Source organism: Inquilinus sp. CAU 1745, from assembly GCF_039839375.1.
Lineage (GTDB): Bacteria > Pseudomonadota > Alphaproteobacteria > DSM-16000 > Inquilinaceae > JBDOQU01.
On sequence record NZ_JBDOQU010000017.1, the window covers coordinates 18,943 to 34,474 of the forward strand.

The window sequence follows — 15,532 nt, forward strand, 5'->3', positions numbered from 1 at the left end:
GAGTCAAGAAGGATCCGGCATTGGCCATGGCTGCGCCCGCTCGAAGGCGCGGGAGGCGTTGATGACCGCCGCGTCGCCATGCGGCGGGCCGACGATCTGTAAGGCGATCGGCAGGCCGGACGCGGTGAGGCCGCAGGGCACCGACGCGGCCGGTTGCTGGGTCAGGTTGAAGGGGTAGGTGAAGGGCGTCCAGTCCGGCCAATCCTTGTAGATCCCTTCGGACGGCACGTCGTGGCCGACCTCGAAGGCCGGAATCTGCATTGCCGGCAGCAGGATGAGGTCGTAGGTCTCATGGAACTGGTTCATCGCCGCGCCCAGCCTCTGGCGGGCCATGGTCGCCTTCACGAAATCGATCGTGCCGATCCTGGCCCCGGCCTCGGCCATCCGTCGCAGGCCCGGATCCATCAGTTCGTGCTTTTCCTCCGGGATCATGGTCATCATGGCCGCCGCGCCGACCGTCCAGTGCGTGAAGAAGACATCGGATGCCTCCGTCAGCGGCAGGGTCGTCTCCTCCACTGACGCGCCCAGTTCGCGGAACGTCGCAGCCGCCCGCTCCACGCCCGCCGCCACCTCAGGGTCCACCGGATAATCGCCGATGGTGCGGGCGTAGGCGATGCGCACCCCCTTCACGTCGCCCTGGACGGCGGCCAGGAAATTCTCAGGCTGGTAGGGGAAGGCCGTCCAGTCCCGCCGGTCGGGCTGCGCGATCACCTGGAGCATCAGGGCGGCGTCGGTGACGGTGCGGGTCATCGGGCCGACATGGGCGATGGTGCCGAACGGGCTCAGCGGATGGGCCGGCACACGGCCGTAGCTGGGCTTCAGCCCGTATATGCCGGTGAAGCTGGCGGGGATGCGGATCGACCCGCCGCCATCGGTTCCGATATTGAGCGCCGCCATGCCGGTAGCCGCTGCCACCGCAGCGCCGCCGGATGATCCGCCGGGCGTCCGGCCGGAATCCCAGGGATTGCGGGTGATGCCGGTGAGCGGGCTGTCGGTCACGCCCTTCCAGCCCATCTCCGGCGTCGTGGTGCGGCCGATCAGCACCGCGCCGGCCTCGCGAAGCCGCGCCACGGCGGGCGCGTCCTCGATCCAGGGTTGCTCCGGATCGACCGTCTTCGATCCCCGCAGCGTCGGCCACCCCCGCGCCAGGACCAGGTCCTTGACTGTCGTGGGCACGCCGTCCACCGGCCCGATCGGCCGGTTCTTCGCCCATCTTTCCTCCGATGCGCGGGCGGCGGCCAGCGCGCCGTCGGCGTCGACCAGGTTCATGGCGTTCAGCGCCGGATTCACATCGTCGATCCGCTGAAGGCAGGCCAGCGTCGCCTCCACCGGCGACAGGACGCCCTGACGGTAATGGTCGACCAGTTCGAAAGCGGAAAGGTGGGCGATATCGTCGGTCATGTGCGCGGGGCTGCTCCTCTTCCTGAAAGCCGGAACCGGCGGCTCGGGCGCTTCCCCAGCGAACATGCCTCCAATCGCCTCGCCTGTCCGGTCCTTTATGCCGCGCCGCGCAGCGGTTCGGCTTCTTCCTTCGCCAAAACGGTTCTCACCGCCTCGCGCCGTTCGACCCGCCGGGCGAGCCCATGCAGTTCATCAGGCACGTCGATTTCGGCCATCGCCGCCCAGCGCACCATCACATAGACAAACGCGTCGGAAGCCGTGAATCGATCCCCGAAGATATAATCGCCCTCCATCCGGGAGGCGATCCAGCGGAAGCGCTTCGTCAGCGTTTCCGTCAGATGGGCTTTCTCCTCTTCACGCTCGGTGAAGAACAGTCGGACGAAAGGCTTCTGAAGTTCCGTCGAGACGAAGGCGAGCATCTGCAGATGCCGCGTGCGCCCCATGTCGTCGGGAGGGATAAGCGATGCGCCTTGCCCGGCGATCCAGTCCAGGATCGCGACATTCTCGGTCAGCAGCGCGCCGTCGTCGAAGACCAGCGCGGGAACATAGCCGTTCGGGTTGATCCCGGCATAGTCGCTCCCGTCCTCCACCTGTCCGGTGAAGATATCCACCTTGCGCGCCCGGAAGGGCAGGCCGGCCTCGTGCAGCAGAATGTGCGCCGCCTGGCTGCAGGTCGTGGGGCTGTAATAGAAATCCATCATCCGTCTCCTTCTTTGAGAACGGCGCGAGAGGCGCCCTTCTCCTGCGACGGTGACGGAATCCTGGTTCCCACATCAGTGGCGTAGACGCAGATTTCGGGGCAAAACGGCCATCATCCCGTGACGCTGCGGAATCGGTTGCGCTGGCGATATTGGGCGGGCGTCACGCCGGCACGGCGCTTGAACAGCTTGCGAAAGAAGGCGGGGTCCTCATATCCCACGGTCGCGGCGATGTCCTCGATGCTCGCGTTCTCGGTCTCCAGCATCTGCTTGGCCTCCTCGATCCTCAGCGCCTGGACGTATTCCACCGGCGCATATCCCGTGGCGGCCCGAAATCGGCGCTTGAAGCTCCGCTCCGGCAGGCCGGAACGCTCGACCATCGCCGAGACGGGGTTGGCCATGGCGTAGTGATCGACGAGCCAGGCCTGGATCCTGGTGATCGCCGCATCGCTGTGCTGGCGCGGCCGGGCCATAGAGGCGAAGGGAAGCTGCCCGTAGCCGCGATCGCCGAGCAGATAGAGCCGTGCGACGCGGGCGGCTTCCTCCGCGCCGCAGAACCGCCCGATCAGATAGAGCGCCAGATCCTGCCAGGAGGACGCCCCGCCGGTGGTGATAAGTTGCCCGCCATGGCCGCTGTCGCACAGGATGCGTTCGGCGCGGAACCTGACCTCGGGATAGCGGTCGCGGAACAGGTCGGCCATCGTCCAGTGCGAGGCAGCCTCCGCGCCGTCCAGTAGCCCGGCCTCGGCCAGCAGCACCGCTCCGCTGCAGGTGGAGCAGACCAGCGACCCGTGTTCGAGATGCCGGCGGACCCAGGCGATCTCGTCCCGCCAGCGGCCCTCGGGCGACTCGCCCACCCCCAGATGGATGTCACAGACGATAGCGACATCGGCGCATTCGCCGGTCAACCCGTCCTGAGGCGTCACCCGCAATCCCGTGCTGGAGTCGAAGGGCCTGGGCCGGCGTGCGACCAGGCGGGGATGGATGGCGCGCGACAGCGCGTCGGAATTCCGCCCCGGATCGCCCAGCACTTCGTGCAGGCCGCAGGCCGCCATGGTTCCGCTTTCCGGCAGGGACAGGATGGAGATGCGCAGCGGTTCGGTCGGTCGCGGACGTATCGGCACGGGCGGAGATTGGCATGAATGCCCCGATTCTGTCGATAGACGCTCTGGCCGGTTCCTCGCCTCCCGACCATGCTTCTCCCGTTGCCACCTCATGTGAAAGGACAAGTCATGAAAGCGGAAGAAGGAACGGTCGATCTGGCGAAGGAATACGCCCACCCGCGCGAAGCCGTCTTCGCCGCGTGGTCGCGGGAGGACGCCCAGAAGATCTGGGGCGATCCGGGGCCGGGCTGGCGGATGTCGCTCGACCGCTTCAGCTTCAGGGTCGGCGAGAGTGACATCTGCCGCTTCGGCCCGGAAGGCGGACCGGACTATCTCAATGAGAACCGCTACCTCGCCATCGAGCCCGGCGCGCGGATCGTCTTCGCAACGTCGCTGCGTTCCGGAGATGCGTTGACCTTCGCCGGAACCATGGTGGTCACCTTTGAGGATTCCGCTGGCGGCACGCGGATGCGCCTTCACGAGCAGGGGCTCTATTTCGACGGGCTGGACGATGTCGACGGGCACCGCGCCGGCTGGGCCGGCATGCTGAACGCCATCGGCGAATACCTGAACGGCACCGGGAAATGATGACCTTCCCATTTGATCATTGCGACGTCTGGGCCGGTATCACGGTCCAGAGAGAACTCCTCACCTTGAGCCCGTCGATAAGGTGCGGGCACACATGGTTCGACAGGCTTATCATGAGGAAGAGGGCGATTGGTCATTCCGGCCCCCGAGCCGGAACCCATGGGCGCTCTACGTCTCACGGGTGTCGGTGATTCGAGCGTCCACGGCCTTGCCGTGAGGAAGCCGGCATGTATTGTGCCGGCGTCTGAACGCGGAATGCGGTGTTCCCGATGTCGGCGGTCGATCTTTTTCGGCGCAGCCCCCTGCCATGGCTGCTCTACCGGACGCATTTATCCCTTCTGAAGCTCCGCGCGCCGGTCACGCTGGGCGTCCGCACGCTCATCGTCGACGAACAGGACCGCGTGCTCCTGATTCGCCACAGCTACCGGCCGGGCTGGTATCTTCCCGGCGGCGGCGTGAAGAAATGGGAGACGATGGAGGAGGCGGCCTGCCGGGAAAGCCGGGAGGAAGCCGGGATCGACCCGATCGCGCTCGACCGGCTGGTCGGCCTCTATGCGAATTTTGAGATCGGCCGTCCCGACCATGTCGCGCTCTATCTGGTGCGGCGCTGGCGGCCGGTATCCCACAATTCCTGGGAGATCGCGGACGTGGCCTTCGCGCCCTGGGACGACCTTCCCCCCGACACGACCGACGCCACCCGCCGCCGGGTGGAGGAATTCATGGGCCTGCGCCCGCCCGACAACCGCTGGTGAAACCGCAATGACCATCGCCGACACCGACGCCGCCATCGACACGGACCGCCTGGATTCGATCCACGACTTCCTGATCCTGCTGGACAGGTTCAAGACGATCGAGCGGCGGAACTATCTGACCGATGCCAGCCGACGGGAAACGGATGCAGAACACACCTGGCATATGGCCGTATATGCGCTGCTGCTGCGCGACGAGCTGGGATTCGAGGCGGACCTGACACGAACCCTGTGCCTGATCCTGGTCCACGATCTGGTCGAGATCTATGCCGGCGACACCTTCGCCTATGACGACGCCGCCCTGGCGGGGCAGGCGGAGCGGGAGAACGAGGCCGCGGCGCGCCTCTTCTCCACGCTGCCGGACGATCTGCGCGACCGGGTCGACGGCTGGTGGCGGGAGTTCGAGGAAGGCGCGACGCCGGAAGCGCGGTTCGCCCGCGCGCTCGACCGGCTCCAGGCCTTCACCCAGAACGTCGTCTCCGGCGGCAGGAGCTGGCGGGAAAACGGCGTCACGAAGAACCGCACCTTCATGCGGATGGACGAAGCGCTGAAGGCCGATCCGGCGATCCGGTATCTGGTGGAGAAAGGCTACGACCGCGCCGACCGGGAGCGGAGCTGGGCCGGTCAGTCCCCGAATCAATCGTCAAATCAGTCGTCGATCTCGGGCTCCGATTCGGCGACGTGATCGACCATGTCGGTGAGCGTCCGCCGGATATGCTCGTCGGTGACCATGTAGAAGACGCGGTTTCCCTTCCGGTCCGCCTGGATCAGGCGGGAGGCTCGCAGCAGCCGCAGATGGTGGCTGACCAGGGAGGCCGACAGCCCCAGCCCTTCAGCCATCACGCTGACCGATTTCGGCGCCTCCAGGCAGTTCAGGATGATCCTGAGGCGGCTGGGATCGGCCATCAGCCGGAACGTGTCCGCCAGTTCCGCCGTCTGGTCTTCGCTGATCCTCTGATGGACCGGTTTGTTGTTGGCCACGCCGCCCGCCTTCCCGCATGTTGCGCATGACACTTCGTTGCGCGAATTTCGAACCTGACGCTATTTCTAAGGTTCCGGAACTTCGCTCGGCAAGCACCGGTTCCGTTTTCTCCCGCGGAAAGCCCTTCAGTGGATATCGATCTTCAAGCTCTCCTGCCCCTCGTCGGCGCGATGATGGCTGCCGGGGCGGTCGCCGGAACCATGGCCGGCCTTCTGGGTGTTGGCGGTGGGCTGATCATGGTTCCCGCCCTGATGGCGCTGTTCGCGCTCCTGGACGTCGAACCGGCGATCAGGATGCAACTCGCGGTCGGAACGTCGCTCTCCACCATCGTCGCGACTTCCCTGTCTTCCGTTCGTTCCCATAGCCGGCGGGGTGGGGTCGATTGGCGGCTGCTCGCGGCATGGGGGCCCTCCGTCATGGCAGGCGTGGCGATCGGGACCTGGATCGCCGGTTCCGTTCATGGCGACGTGCTGACGATCATCTTCGTCATCATCGCGCTGGTGGCCGCCGCGCATATGATCTTTACCCCGGCGGATCTGCGGCTGGCGGACAGGCTGCCGGGCATGTGGGTGCTGACGCCGATCGGCGTGGTGATCGGGGTCGTCTCCTCCCTGATGGGAATCGGCGGTGCGATCATCAGCGTCCCCACGATGGTCTTGTGCAACTACCCCGTCCGGAAGGCTGTCGGCACCGCATCGGGCATCGGCTTCGTCATCGCCTTCTTCGGCACCGCCGGCTTCATCATCTCCGGGTGGGGCGCGTCCGGCCTGCCGCCGCTCAGTCTCGGCTTCGTCAGCGTCATCGGCCTCGCCATCCTCATGCCCATGACGGTGCTGTTCGCGCCGCTGGGCGCGCGGATCGCCCATTCGATCGAGCCGCGCTGGCTGAAGCGCCTGTTCGCGATCTTCCTCGTCGTCAGTTCGACGAAGATGATCTACGACCTCGCGACTTAAGGTCCCGGCGGCTCACGCCGTCAAAAGCTGCGATCCCTTGCCTTCCAGAGGCGCCGGCCCGGCGATCTTGGCGATCACGTCGCCGGCGCGGACATAGCGGTGCGCCCGCCGGGCCCAGACCGGCCCGTCCGTGGCCGCCCGGACGGGCGTGCGGGCTTCCTCCTGGACGGGGGCGACGGGATCGACGATCTCCGCGATCATATCGCCCGCCTTCACCCGGTCGCCCAGCGTCACACGGTAGGCGACGATTCCGCTCGTCGGAGCCTTGACCATCTCCACCCCGGCAAGCGGAGTCGGTGGGGTGAGAGGGGCGGGGAGAGGTCCCGGATCGCCTGCCACCACGCCGCGACGCTGAAGGAACCGCACGATGTTGTCGGCGTCGCCCGCGGCCGTTTCGTCATCGACATCGGCATTGCCGCGCAGCTCCACCGTGGAAGCGAGGCACGCCGGCGGCACGGCGATATCGTCGCCCAGATGCTCGCGCAGCCGCCACCAGGGGGAGGAGCACGCCTCGTCGAACGGCTCCCCGCCGGAAATCTCCGCCAGCAGGATGATCTCGCTGCCAAGCTGGTGCGCCAGGTCCTGGGCTTCCGGCCATAGCGGCGTGCCCAGATAGACATGGAATAGCGCCTGGTCGTCGCAATGGAGGTCCAGCACGATATCGGCGTCGATCGCCATGCCCAGAAGCGTGTGGCGCAGATGGTCGGTTTCGGTGACCGGGACAGCCTCGGACAGCGCCTCGACCAGCGCGCGGCGGACGATGGCGACATTCTCCTTCGGATCGCCGGTCAGCCTGTCCCTGACCTTCTCCGCCACCTTGGGCGTCAGGTCGGGATAGTGACGGTTGAAGTTCCCCGCGCCACCCAGGGAGAACCGGCCCAGCGCACTGTCGTTGACGTGCTGATCCAGCCCCACCGGGTTCGCCACCGGCACGACGATCACCTCTCCCCTGATCCCGCCTTCCGCGTCCATCGCGTCCAGCCGGCGAATCAGATGGTGCGCCGTCAGCATGCCCGGGATCTCGTCGGCATGAAGCGACGCCTGGACATAGGCTTTCGGGCGCGCACCGGGCTGGCCGTAGCGATGGACGGCAAGCATCCTCTCCGTCCCGGCGTTGGACCCGGAAAGCGCAATCTTTTCTATGGCTTTGGACATTTTCTGGACCGTTGATGGATAAGGCGGGCGAGACGCTACGCCAAACCGCCGGCCGCTCCAAGCGCCGCTTTCGCTGGCCGGTCCCGCGCGGGCGCGGCATCCTCCGCCGATGATCGCCTCGGAACAGAGCCCGTTCCCATGGACCGCCGCAATGCTCGCGGCGGCAATCATCCTCTATGGCGGCCTGTCCTCACCCGCGCCGTCGCAGCCGGGCGCGGCGGAACTCGCCATCGGCCTCGCGCTCGTCCTGGCGGCGGGTCCCGGCCGGTTGGCGGCGCGCTGGGCGGGTTCGGCGATCGATTGGCAGACCATTCCACTGAAAGCCGCCGTCCGGTGGGTGGCTCTCGCCGGGCTGCTGGTCATCCCGACGATCCGCGGCATCTCCTCGGGAGCGGCAGCGGAGGACATGGCGCGGGACCTGGTCCCGCTCGCCTTCCTGTTCATGCCCCTGCTGATCGGCCCGTTCCCCGGCCGCCGGTGGGTGGTGGCGGCGGCGCTCGGCGGCGGGGTGCTGTTCGCCGCCCGCTTCTTCATCGTCAGCGGCGCGATGCCTGCGGTGCTGAAATCCGCGGCGCCGTCGGACGGGCTGCTCTACCTCGCCAACGCGCCGATGGTGCTGTTCGCCGCGATCTTCCTGCCCTTCGCCGCGTTCGGCTGGAAGGGACGTGGCCGGATCGTCCTCCTGCTGCTCTGCTGGGCGGGAGCGGCGTTGTGCTTCCTGGCGCTGGCCGCGACGCTCCAGCGCGCGGCCCTCGCGATCTGGACCGTGGGAATCCTCCTGGTCCTGACGGTGCATGCCCGGCGGCAGGCGCGCCTTCTCCTGCTGGTCCCGCTGCTGGCGGCGGCAATCATCTGGGCGGCGGCTCCGCTGCTTGGCGATCTGGCTGACCTCTTGATCCTGAAGACCCGGCTGGTCGGCTGGAACGGCCATGACAGCGAAATCCGCACCGCCTCGGCCCTTGTCGGACGCTCCTGGGATGTCGCCCTCTTCGGGCTGGGCTGGGGCGCGCTGTTCGAAAGCCCGGCCGTTCCCGGCTACCGGGTCTCCTATCTGCACAGCCTGCCGCTCTACATGCTGGTGAAGGCGGGAGGGCTGGGGCTGGCTCTTCTGCTGACCTATGCCGCGACCTTCATTCCGGACGCCCTCGCGGTCTTCCGCCGCCGGCCGGCGCTTGCAATCGCCATTCTCGGCGCGCTCTCCGTCGGGGCGCTGGTGCAGCCTTCCTTCAAATATCTGGATTTCGGGCTGCTGCTTCTGGTCCTCACGCTCCACGGCCATCGAAGCGATTAGGCTAAAATTGTATCGTATATCGTAAAAAGTGAGTGCTACTGTCCCGGCGGCAACTCAAGGGACAGGGGCGTTGCGCAGGATCACCTTCATCAATCGCGTCTATCCGCCTGATACGGGCGCGACCGGATTCATGCTGCGGGGGCTGGCGGACGGCTTCCGGAAGGCCGGCTGGGAGGTGACGATCGTCGCCGGCGGGCGGCGAAGCGTGGTCGAGCCTTGCCCGGCGACGGGCGTCAGGGTGGTTCGCGCCGCGATGCCGGAAGGCCGCTCCGTCACTGATGCGCTGCGCCAGCTTGCCGCCCTGGCGCGGGCGGTGCGACGGCAGCCGCCGCCCGATCTTCTCGTCACGATGACCGACCCGCCATTGCTTGCCCTCCTTGGCCCGTGGCTGGGAACGCGGACGCTCCATTGGTCGCAGGATGTCTATCCCGACCTCCTGCCGGTGCTGGGCGCTCGGATTCCTTCTTGGTTGATGCGGGCCACCGATGCTCTCGTGTCGGCCAGCCTGAAGCGCCACGACCAAGTGGTTGCGATCGGGGACTGCATGGCCCGGAAGCTGTTGGCCAAGGGCGTGGGCGATGACAGGCTGTCGGTCATCCGCAACTGGCCGGCCGAGAAGCCGCGCCGCAACGAACCGGCGAACCGAGCCGGCCTGACCGGCCTCTATGCCGGCAATTTCGGGCGGGGCCATGATTTCCGCGCGATCGTCGGGGCGGCGGAGAAGTTGCGTCATCGGCCGGACATCCGTTTCGTCATGGCCGGGGAGGGCGCGGCGCTGGAGAGCGTCAGGCGATCCGCGCCGGCCAACATCGAATTCCTGCCGCGCCAGGACGAACGAGCCTTCGCGGCGCTCGCGGAGAAAGCCGACCTCCATCTCGTAACGCTGAAGGCGGAGGCGGCCGGGCTGATGGTTCCCAGCAAGATGTGGGCGGCGCTGGCGGCGGGCAGGCCGATCCTCTTCCTCGGCCCCGACACCTCCGATGTCGCCGCCTATGTGAAGCGCCATGGCTGCGGCCTCGTACTGCCGCCCGATGACGGCGATCGGCTGGCCGATGCGCTCGCCGGCTTTGTCGATAACCCGTCATCGCTCGCGGCGCTGAGGAATGCCGCCGGCGCCGACGAGCACTGGAACCGGGAGAGGGCGGTGGCGGAATTTGTCGATCTCGCCGGCCGGGTGGTTACAGGCTCGGCGATCGAGACCAGCCGCCATCCGGCCGACGACGAAGCCTATGTCTGACGCCGTAACGCTCGGCGACGCGCTGAGGCTGGCGCGGCGGAACGCGGCCCTGCTGGCGATCTGCGCCATCTCCTGCTGCGCGCTCGCCTTCCTGTGGCTGCGGGTGACGCCGCCGGTCTACGAGGCGTCGCTGATCGTCGCCCCGGCCGATCCGGTCGGGCTGGACGCCGCCGCCCGGCCTCGCGCCGACATGTCCGCGCTGACCGGCCTGCTGCTGCCCGACCGGAACGACGCTTCGGAGTTCGACCGGTTCCTGGAACTGCTGACTTCGGCCGACGTAGCCGCCGGAGTGATGGAGGACGAGGCGCTGACGCGCCGGCTGCTTTCCGATTCATGGGACGAAGAGACGAACCGGTGGCGACCTCCCGCAGGCGTTTCGGCGTGGTTCGGTCGCCTCGGCGCCCGGCTGCTCGGGCGACCGGGATGGGAGCCGCCCGTGGCGGACGATCTCGCGCGCCGGGTCGACCGGTCGCTCCGGGTGGAGCGGGTGGATTCGACCGCCATGCGCCGCCTGGTCTTCCGTCACGCCGATGCCGAGACCGCCCGCGCCGCGCTCGCCGCCCTGGTCGACGCCGCCGACCGGCTGCTGCGGGAGGCAGCGGATCGCAGGGTGGAGGCCCGGATCGCCTATCTGGGCGATCAGCTTTCCCGGACGCTGCTGTCCGAACACCGTCTGGCGCTGTCGAACCTTCTGGCCCGGCAGGAGCGGCGGCGGATGATGGTTCGGTCCGGCATGCCCTATGCAGCCATTCCGGTCGGAAGCATCGCCGCGCCGCGTCGCCCCGCCGCTCCCAACGCGCCCCTGACACTCCTGGCGGGGCTCGTCTTCGGGCTGGCGCTCGGCGGCGTGGTCGCGGTGGCAAGGGGAGGTACCTCGCGGTGATGCCCGTCTCTGTCGTCATCCTGACGAAGAATGAAGCGCGGAATATCCGGCGATGCCTCGAAAGCCTGACCGGCTTCGACCAGATCATGGTGATCGACAGCGCCAGCACCGACGGGACGGCCGACATTGCCCGGCAGGCCGGCGCGGAGGTGCTGAAATTCCGCTGGAACGGCCTTTACCCGAAGAAGAAGGAATGGGCGCTCCGCCACCCTTCCGTCCGCAATGACTGGGTTCTCCTGCTGGATGCCGATGAGATCATGACGGCGGATCTGCGCTCGGAGCTTGAGCGTCTCTTCCGGTCCGAACCGCCTCATCGCGGCTATTTCATCGAAGGTCGGTTCGTGTTTCTCGGTCGGCCCCTGCGGTTCGGTCATCGCAATCGCAAGCTGATGCTCCACGATCGCCGCCGCACGACCTTCCCCCGCTGTCCGGACCTGCGGTCGCGGGGAAGCTGGGAGGTGGAGGGGCATTACCAGCCGATCGTGGAAGGCAGCGTCGGCGGGCTGCGGTCGCCTTTGCTGCATGCGGACGAAAAGCCGATCTTCCATTGGTTCGACAGGCACAATCTCTATTCGGAATGGGAGGCGGACCTTGCCGGGCGGCGCGGCTTCCATGCCCTCGACGCCCATGAACCGTTCCGGCGGCGGGTTCTGAAACGCCTGTTCCGCTGCGCGCCGTTCCGGCCGTTCCTCGCCTTCTGCCATTCCTACCTATGGAAGCTGGGCGTCCTCGACGGCCGCGCGGGCCTCGATTTCGCGCTCTGCCGCGCCTTCTATTACTGGCAGATCGGCCTGAAGCGGCGCGCCCGCATGGCGGAAGCGGGAATAGAGGCGGGGCAGCATCCCTCTGAAGCCGGCAGCGGCGAGCTGCAGCAGGCTGACTGACAGATTGTCCGCGCGGGACATATTCAGCACCCGCCGGCGGATCGCCCTCTGCTCCTCCCGTCCGCGCCGCGCCTGTCGCGCCGACATTCCGTCCGGTTCGAACCGGCAGATCGGGAACGGGGCCCGGACGATCTCGCTCCCGTGCCGGTGAAGCCGCAGCAGCAAATCGTAATCGGCGGCGATCCGATAGCGTTCATGGTCATATGGCCGGCTTCCCAGCGACCGGCGCAGGAAGACAATCGCCTGATGGTGGGTCGGCATCCCGTACCAGAGGCGACCCGGCGGCCTCGCCTTCTTCAAGCGCCAGAAACCGGCCGCCGCCTCAATGGAATCCCCATAGACGATGTCGGCGCGGCTATCGAGGAACGGGGCCAGCCGCTCCAGCGTATCGGTGGAGGCGAGACCGTCTCCGGCGTTGAGGAACAGCACGTACCGCCCCGCCGCGCGCCTCGCGCCGCGGTTCATGCCGTCATAGGGGCCGTCATCCGCCGCCACGGCGACATCGGCCTTTGGACTTCGGCAGCCCTTGGCAAACTCGGCGGAGCCGTCGGTAGACCCGCCATCCTGCACGATCCATTCGAAGTCGCGCCAACTCTGCCGGCGCAGCGTTTCGTGGGTACGAGCCAACCCTGCCTGATGGTCCCGGCAGGTCGTGACGATGGAGAGGGCAGGGGCCATCAATCGCTCTGCAGCACCGTGACCGAAGCGGCGGTCAGGGCGATCTGGCCCAATATGCCGGTGATGCTGTCAGCGAAGGCCAGGAAGTCGAACGGTTCGGGGTCGCGCGGCACGACGATGGTCGATCCCGGCGGGATCAGCACCGGCGTATGCTCCCAATAGCTGGCCGCGATCGGCGCGGCCCGGCCGTCCGGATAGATCACATGGACGCGGTCGTCGTCGGCATAATGGCCGAAGCCGCCAGCCTCTCTTATATAGTCGCGCGCGTCCTTGCCGGTTCTGAACTGGAGCGTCGCCGGGGCCAGCACCTCGCCCGCGACGATGACCGACAGCGGCCGTTTGGGCACGAACAGCCGGTCCCCCGGCTCCAGCACCACATCCAGTTCCGGGGACAGCGCCAGCACTTCCGGATCGGCCTCGACCACCACACGGCCGACCGGCTCGACCGTCCGCAATTGCTGCGACAGCTCCCGCGCCAGCGCGATTTCCGCATCGTTCGGCGGGTCTTCGGACGCCAGCTGGACGGCCAGCTGCCGGTCCAGATTATCGGCATCCGATCGGAACCGCCGCTCTTCCCTCAGACGCGCCCGCTCCCGGGAGAAGATCGCGCCGGCGGGGTAGGCTTCCACCGTCAGCCCTCCCGCGCGGGCAATCAGGTCGGAAAGCGTCTCGCCCCGCATCAGATCGTAAACGCCGGGGCGCAGAACCTCGCCTGCGATGACGATGCCGGCTGGCGTCAGCGGATCGTCCAGCGGGTTGATTCGGATGCTGTCTCCCGGCCTCACGGAAATGGTCGTCGTCGGCGTTACGGTCAGGTCGACGACCCGCCTCGCCGCTCCCCTCTCGGTCGGGGAGGTGATCTCCACTTCCGTCAAATCCGCCATTCGTGTCAGCCCGTCCGCCGCGTCGATCAGCGCCTCAAGCGTCGTCCTAGCCGCGACGGGATAGGAGAGGGGACGCCCGACCTCTCCGACCAGGCTCACTGCCTGCCGTCGAACGAAGGATGCCAAGTCCCGGCCGGCGAGCGGCCGAACGTCGTTCTTCGGCGGGCTCTCCCTCCCGCCGCCGTCCTCATCCTCCGTCTGCAAGGCGACGATCTCGTCCAGCGCGAAGAGGATGATGCGGTCACCCCGCGTCAGAGCCCGGTCCTCAAGCCCCGCCGCCGCGCGGTAAGGGGAGAAGGGAAGGAACGTGCGGCCCAGCCCGCCCACGCCGGGGCGCACGATCACGCCCAGCAGCGGATAGGCCCCGGGCTTCAGTGCCTCGGCGTCGATCAGCGACCGGAGGGTCGTTCCCGGCGTCAGCGGGCGAAGGCCCGGCAGCCAGACATGCCCCTCCAGTATCACGGCATAAGGCGGCTCGGCGGCGATGCCTGTCGCCGACGTGGTCGCGTCCGAAGTCGCGGGCAGACGGTCGGCGCGGGGATAAAAGCCGGGCCGGTCGGCGCCCTGCCATCGCAGGATGGCATGGTCGAACGCCAGCGGCAGCAGGTCGGGCTGCGCCTTCAAGATATCCGGGCAGGGTACGCCCGATGGCGCCAGGGTCCGGGCGGCGGCGCGAAAGGGATGGTCGGCCCACCGCCCCATCGATCGGCCGGAGAGCAGCCGGTCGAGCGCGACAAGCCCCGGACAATCCGCAAGGCTTTCCGGATCGGCTCCCGCCCCGGTCAGGATATCCAGCACGTCGGCTGAGGTCATGTAGCCGACATCCTCCGCCGACAGCACGACCAGCCTGTCGCCCTCGTGAAGCGCGACGTCCCGCCCATCCAGGATTTCGCCGAGGTCCAGAGGCCGCCAATGCCGCTCGCGGGTCAGTGTATCGGTGCTCTCCAGCGCAGCGAAGGCAAGGTAGGGCTCCGGCCTCAGCCCGGCCGCCGCCTCGATCAGCCCGCCGACCGTCCGCACAGTGTCCAAGGCATAGGGGCCGGGGGCGACGACATGGCCTTCCACGGCGACGGCGCGGCTCCGCCGGTCGGTGGTGGGGGATACGATCAAGATGTCGCCATCGCTGAGCATGGCCCCGGAGCCAGCCTCGATCTCCTCCGCCAGCTCCACCCCGTCCGGCCCGAAGCCGAGGCGCAGACGGCGCATCGGCCGCGGCGCGACCGTTCCGCCCGCCAATTGCAGGGCGTGCTCCACGCCAATCTGGAAGGCCGGTGGCGGTAGCTCGTATATGCCGGGTTGGTTGACGCTGCCCGCTACCGCGATCGTCGGCCCGACCGGCGGGGCCAGGATACGGTCGCCGTCGCGGATCGCCATGTCGGCGTCCGAAGTTCCGGACCGCAGCAGTTCATATAGATCGATGGGAATCGTCTCGCCCCGGCGCACCAGCCTTATCGTCCGCAGGCTGCCTTGCCGGGTGACGCCGCCCGCCGCCTGCAGCACATCCAGCACGCTGGAGAGGGCGGAGATCGTCTGCCGACCCGGCCGCGCGACCTCTCCGATCGCCAGCACGCCGACCTGCCGGACGGCGGAGAGGGAGAGGAAGATGCGGGTATCCAGCAGGCTCGCGGCGACCTGCCGCTCCATCTCCGCCCGAACCTCCCCCAACGTCCGGCCGGCCGCCTGCACGGGCCGCAGCCCTTCGACCAGCAGCCTTCCGTCCCGCCCGATCCGGTATCCGGCCGTGACGCTCCGCTGCCCGCGAAGCGCCACCGTCAGCGCATCGCCGACGCCCAGCACGTAATCGCCGCCGACCATTCCGGTCGGGAGGATGGTCTGCCCTTCGCCATTCGCGAACAGCCCGTGTCCGAACAACCGCAGTTCGACGCCGGCGCGGGCGCTGTAGCTTTCCTCCAGTGGCGTCGGAAGCGGAGCGGTGTCGGAGACGGCTTCCGCCTTCGGCTCCATCCGCTCCGGCAATTGGGCCATCGCGCCGGCATGAATCAGCAGGGCGGCGCAGAGAGTCAGGAGGAAACGGACGAGGATCAT

14 protein-coding genes and 1 pseudogene are annotated in these 15,532 nt (G+C 67.8%); 8 read left to right on the forward strand and 7 right to left on the reverse strand.

Annotated features, from left to right (window positions below):
* Window positions 1–3: 3 nt before the first annotated feature.
* From AAFN89_RS17315 to AAFN89_RS17325, 3 genes are all read right to left on the reverse strand, one after another.
* Window positions 4–1,401 carry an amidase gene (locus AAFN89_RS17315; RefSeq protein ID WP_347540468.1) on the reverse strand — a complete coding sequence of 466 codons (1,398 nt, stop codon included), beginning with the start codon at window positions 1,399–1,401 and terminating at the stop codon, window positions 4–6.
* A gap of 95 nt (window positions 1,402–1,496) precedes the next feature.
* Window positions 1,497–2,102, reverse strand: a complete 606-nt coding sequence (locus tag AAFN89_RS17320; protein WP_347540469.1) for a glutathione S-transferase N-terminal domain-containing protein — start codon at window positions 2,100–2,102, stop codon at window positions 1,497–1,499.
* 110 nt (window positions 2,103–2,212) lie between these two features.
* Window positions 2,213–3,223: a helix-turn-helix domain-containing protein gene (locus tag AAFN89_RS17325; protein WP_347540470.1), complete on the reverse strand. Its 1,011-nt coding sequence runs from the start codon at window positions 3,221–3,223 to the stop codon at window positions 2,213–2,215.
* A gap of 108 nt (window positions 3,224–3,331) precedes the next feature.
* Here AAFN89_RS17325 and AAFN89_RS17330 point away from each other — a divergent pair, with 108 nt between their 5' ends.
* The 3 genes from AAFN89_RS17330 to AAFN89_RS17340 all read left to right on the forward strand — a co-directional run bounded on the left by AAFN89_RS17330 (window position 3,332) and on the right by AAFN89_RS17340 (window position 5,224).
* Window positions 3,332–3,790, forward strand: coding sequence for an SRPBCC domain-containing protein (locus tag AAFN89_RS17330; RefSeq protein WP_347540471.1), 459 nt, complete (start codon window positions 3,332–3,334; stop codon window positions 3,788–3,790).
* 269 nt (window positions 3,791–4,059) lie between these two features.
* On the forward strand, window positions 4,060–4,542 hold the full coding sequence (locus AAFN89_RS17335; RefSeq protein WP_347540472.1) for an NUDIX domain-containing protein: 483 nt from the start codon (window positions 4,060–4,062) through the stop codon (window positions 4,540–4,542).
* A 7-nt stretch (window positions 4,543–4,549) separates the two neighbouring features.
* A complete protein-coding gene (locus tag AAFN89_RS17340; RefSeq protein ID WP_347540473.1) occupies window positions 4,550–5,224 on the forward strand; it encodes an HD domain-containing protein in 675 nt (224 codons plus the stop codon).
* Here the strand turns inward: AAFN89_RS17340 and AAFN89_RS17345 are convergent.
* Window positions 5,188–5,520 carry a metalloregulator ArsR/SmtB family transcription factor gene (locus tag AAFN89_RS17345; RefSeq protein WP_347540474.1) on the reverse strand — a complete coding sequence of 111 codons (333 nt, stop codon included), beginning with the start codon at window positions 5,518–5,520 and terminating at the stop codon, window positions 5,188–5,190. The two genes, AAFN89_RS17340 and AAFN89_RS17345, sit on opposite strands and share 37 nt — an antisense overlap.
* Before the next feature lie 129 nt (window positions 5,521–5,649).
* Here AAFN89_RS17345 and AAFN89_RS17350 point away from each other — a divergent pair, with 129 nt between their 5' ends.
* Window positions 5,650–6,474, forward strand: a complete 825-nt coding sequence (locus tag AAFN89_RS17350) for a sulfite exporter TauE/SafE family protein (RefSeq protein WP_347540475.1) — start codon at window positions 5,650–5,652, stop codon at window positions 6,472–6,474.
* Window positions 6,475–6,486: 12 nt separating this feature from the next.
* On the opposite strand, the gene AAFN89_RS17355 is transcribed toward AAFN89_RS17350, so the two are convergent.
* Entirely contained in the window at window positions 6,487–7,572 is a 1,086-nt protein-coding gene (locus tag AAFN89_RS17355; RefSeq protein ID WP_347540476.1) for a succinylglutamate desuccinylase/aspartoacylase family protein, read from the reverse strand.
* Between the two features lie 208 nt (window positions 7,573–7,780).
* Here AAFN89_RS17355 and AAFN89_RS17360 point away from each other — a divergent pair, with 208 nt between their 5' ends.
* From AAFN89_RS17360 to AAFN89_RS17375, 4 genes are all read left to right on the forward strand, one after another.
* On the forward strand, window positions 7,781–8,920 hold the full coding sequence (locus AAFN89_RS17360; protein WP_347540477.1) for a hypothetical protein: 1,140 nt from the start codon (window positions 7,781–7,783) through the stop codon (window positions 8,918–8,920).
* A 70-nt stretch (window positions 8,921–8,990) separates the two neighbouring features.
* Window positions 8,991–10,157: a glycosyltransferase family 4 protein gene (locus AAFN89_RS17365; protein ID WP_347540478.1), complete on the forward strand. Its 1,167-nt coding sequence runs from the start codon at window positions 8,991–8,993 to the stop codon at window positions 10,155–10,157.
* Complete coding sequence (locus AAFN89_RS17370) at window positions 10,150–11,040, forward strand: hypothetical protein (RefSeq protein ID WP_347540479.1); 891 nt, start codon at window positions 10,150–10,152, stop codon at window positions 11,038–11,040. Before AAFN89_RS17365 ends, AAFN89_RS17370 begins: the two co-directional genes overlap by 8 nt.
* Window positions 11,040–11,924, forward strand: coding sequence for a glycosyltransferase family 2 protein (locus AAFN89_RS17375; protein WP_347540480.1), 885 nt, complete (start codon window positions 11,040–11,042; stop codon window positions 11,922–11,924). The genes AAFN89_RS17370 and AAFN89_RS17375 overlap by 1 nt, the downstream gene beginning before the upstream one ends.
* A 291-nt stretch (window positions 11,925–12,215) precedes the next feature.
* Here AAFN89_RS17375 and AAFN89_RS17380 read toward each other — a convergent pair.
* Window positions 12,216–12,602: pseudogene (locus AAFN89_RS17380) on the reverse strand (glycosyltransferase); the annotation flags it as partial.
* Window positions 12,602–15,532: an SLBB domain-containing protein gene (locus AAFN89_RS17385; RefSeq protein ID WP_347540481.1), complete on the reverse strand. Its 2,931-nt coding sequence runs from the start codon at window positions 15,530–15,532 to the stop codon at window positions 12,602–12,604. The gene AAFN89_RS17385 and the pseudogene AAFN89_RS17380, both read right to left, overlap by 1 nt.

Bases quoted from the DNA above. Each gene is read 5' to 3' on its own strand.
- AAFN89_RS17320 (WP_347540469.1), bottom strand. From the start codon at position 2,102: ATGATGGATTTCTATTACAGCCCCACGACCTGCAGCCAGGCGGCGCAC.
- AAFN89_RS17340 (WP_347540473.1), top strand. From the start codon at position 4,550: ATGACCATCGCCGACACCGACGCCGCCATCGACACGGACCGCCTGGAT.
- AAFN89_RS17335 (WP_347540472.1), top strand. From the start codon at position 4,060: ATGTCGGCGGTCGATCTTTTTCGGCGCAGCCCCCTGCCATGGCTGCTC.
- AAFN89_RS17370 (WP_347540479.1), top strand. From the start codon at position 10,150: ATGTCTGACGCCGTAACGCTCGGCGACGCGCTGAGGCTGGCGCGGCGG.
- AAFN89_RS17385 (WP_347540481.1), bottom strand. From the start codon at position 15,532: ATGATCCTCGTCCGTTTCCTCCTGACTCTCTGCGCCGCCCTGCTGATT.
- AAFN89_RS17315 (WP_347540468.1), bottom strand. From the start codon at position 1,401: ATGACCGACGATATCGCCCACCTTTCCGCTTTCGAACTGGTCGACCAT.
- AAFN89_RS17375 (WP_347540480.1), top strand. From the start codon at position 11,040: ATGCCCGTCTCTGTCGTCATCCTGACGAAGAATGAAGCGCGGAATATC.
- AAFN89_RS17330 (WP_347540471.1), top strand. From the start codon at position 3,332: ATGAAAGCGGAAGAAGGAACGGTCGATCTGGCGAAGGAATACGCCCAC.
- AAFN89_RS17355 (WP_347540476.1), bottom strand. From the start codon at position 7,572: ATGCTTGCCGTCCATCGCTACGGCCAGCCCGGTGCGCGCCCGAAAGCC.
- AAFN89_RS17360 (WP_347540477.1), top strand. From the start codon at position 7,781: ATGCTCGCGGCGGCAATCATCCTCTATGGCGGCCTGTCCTCACCCGCG.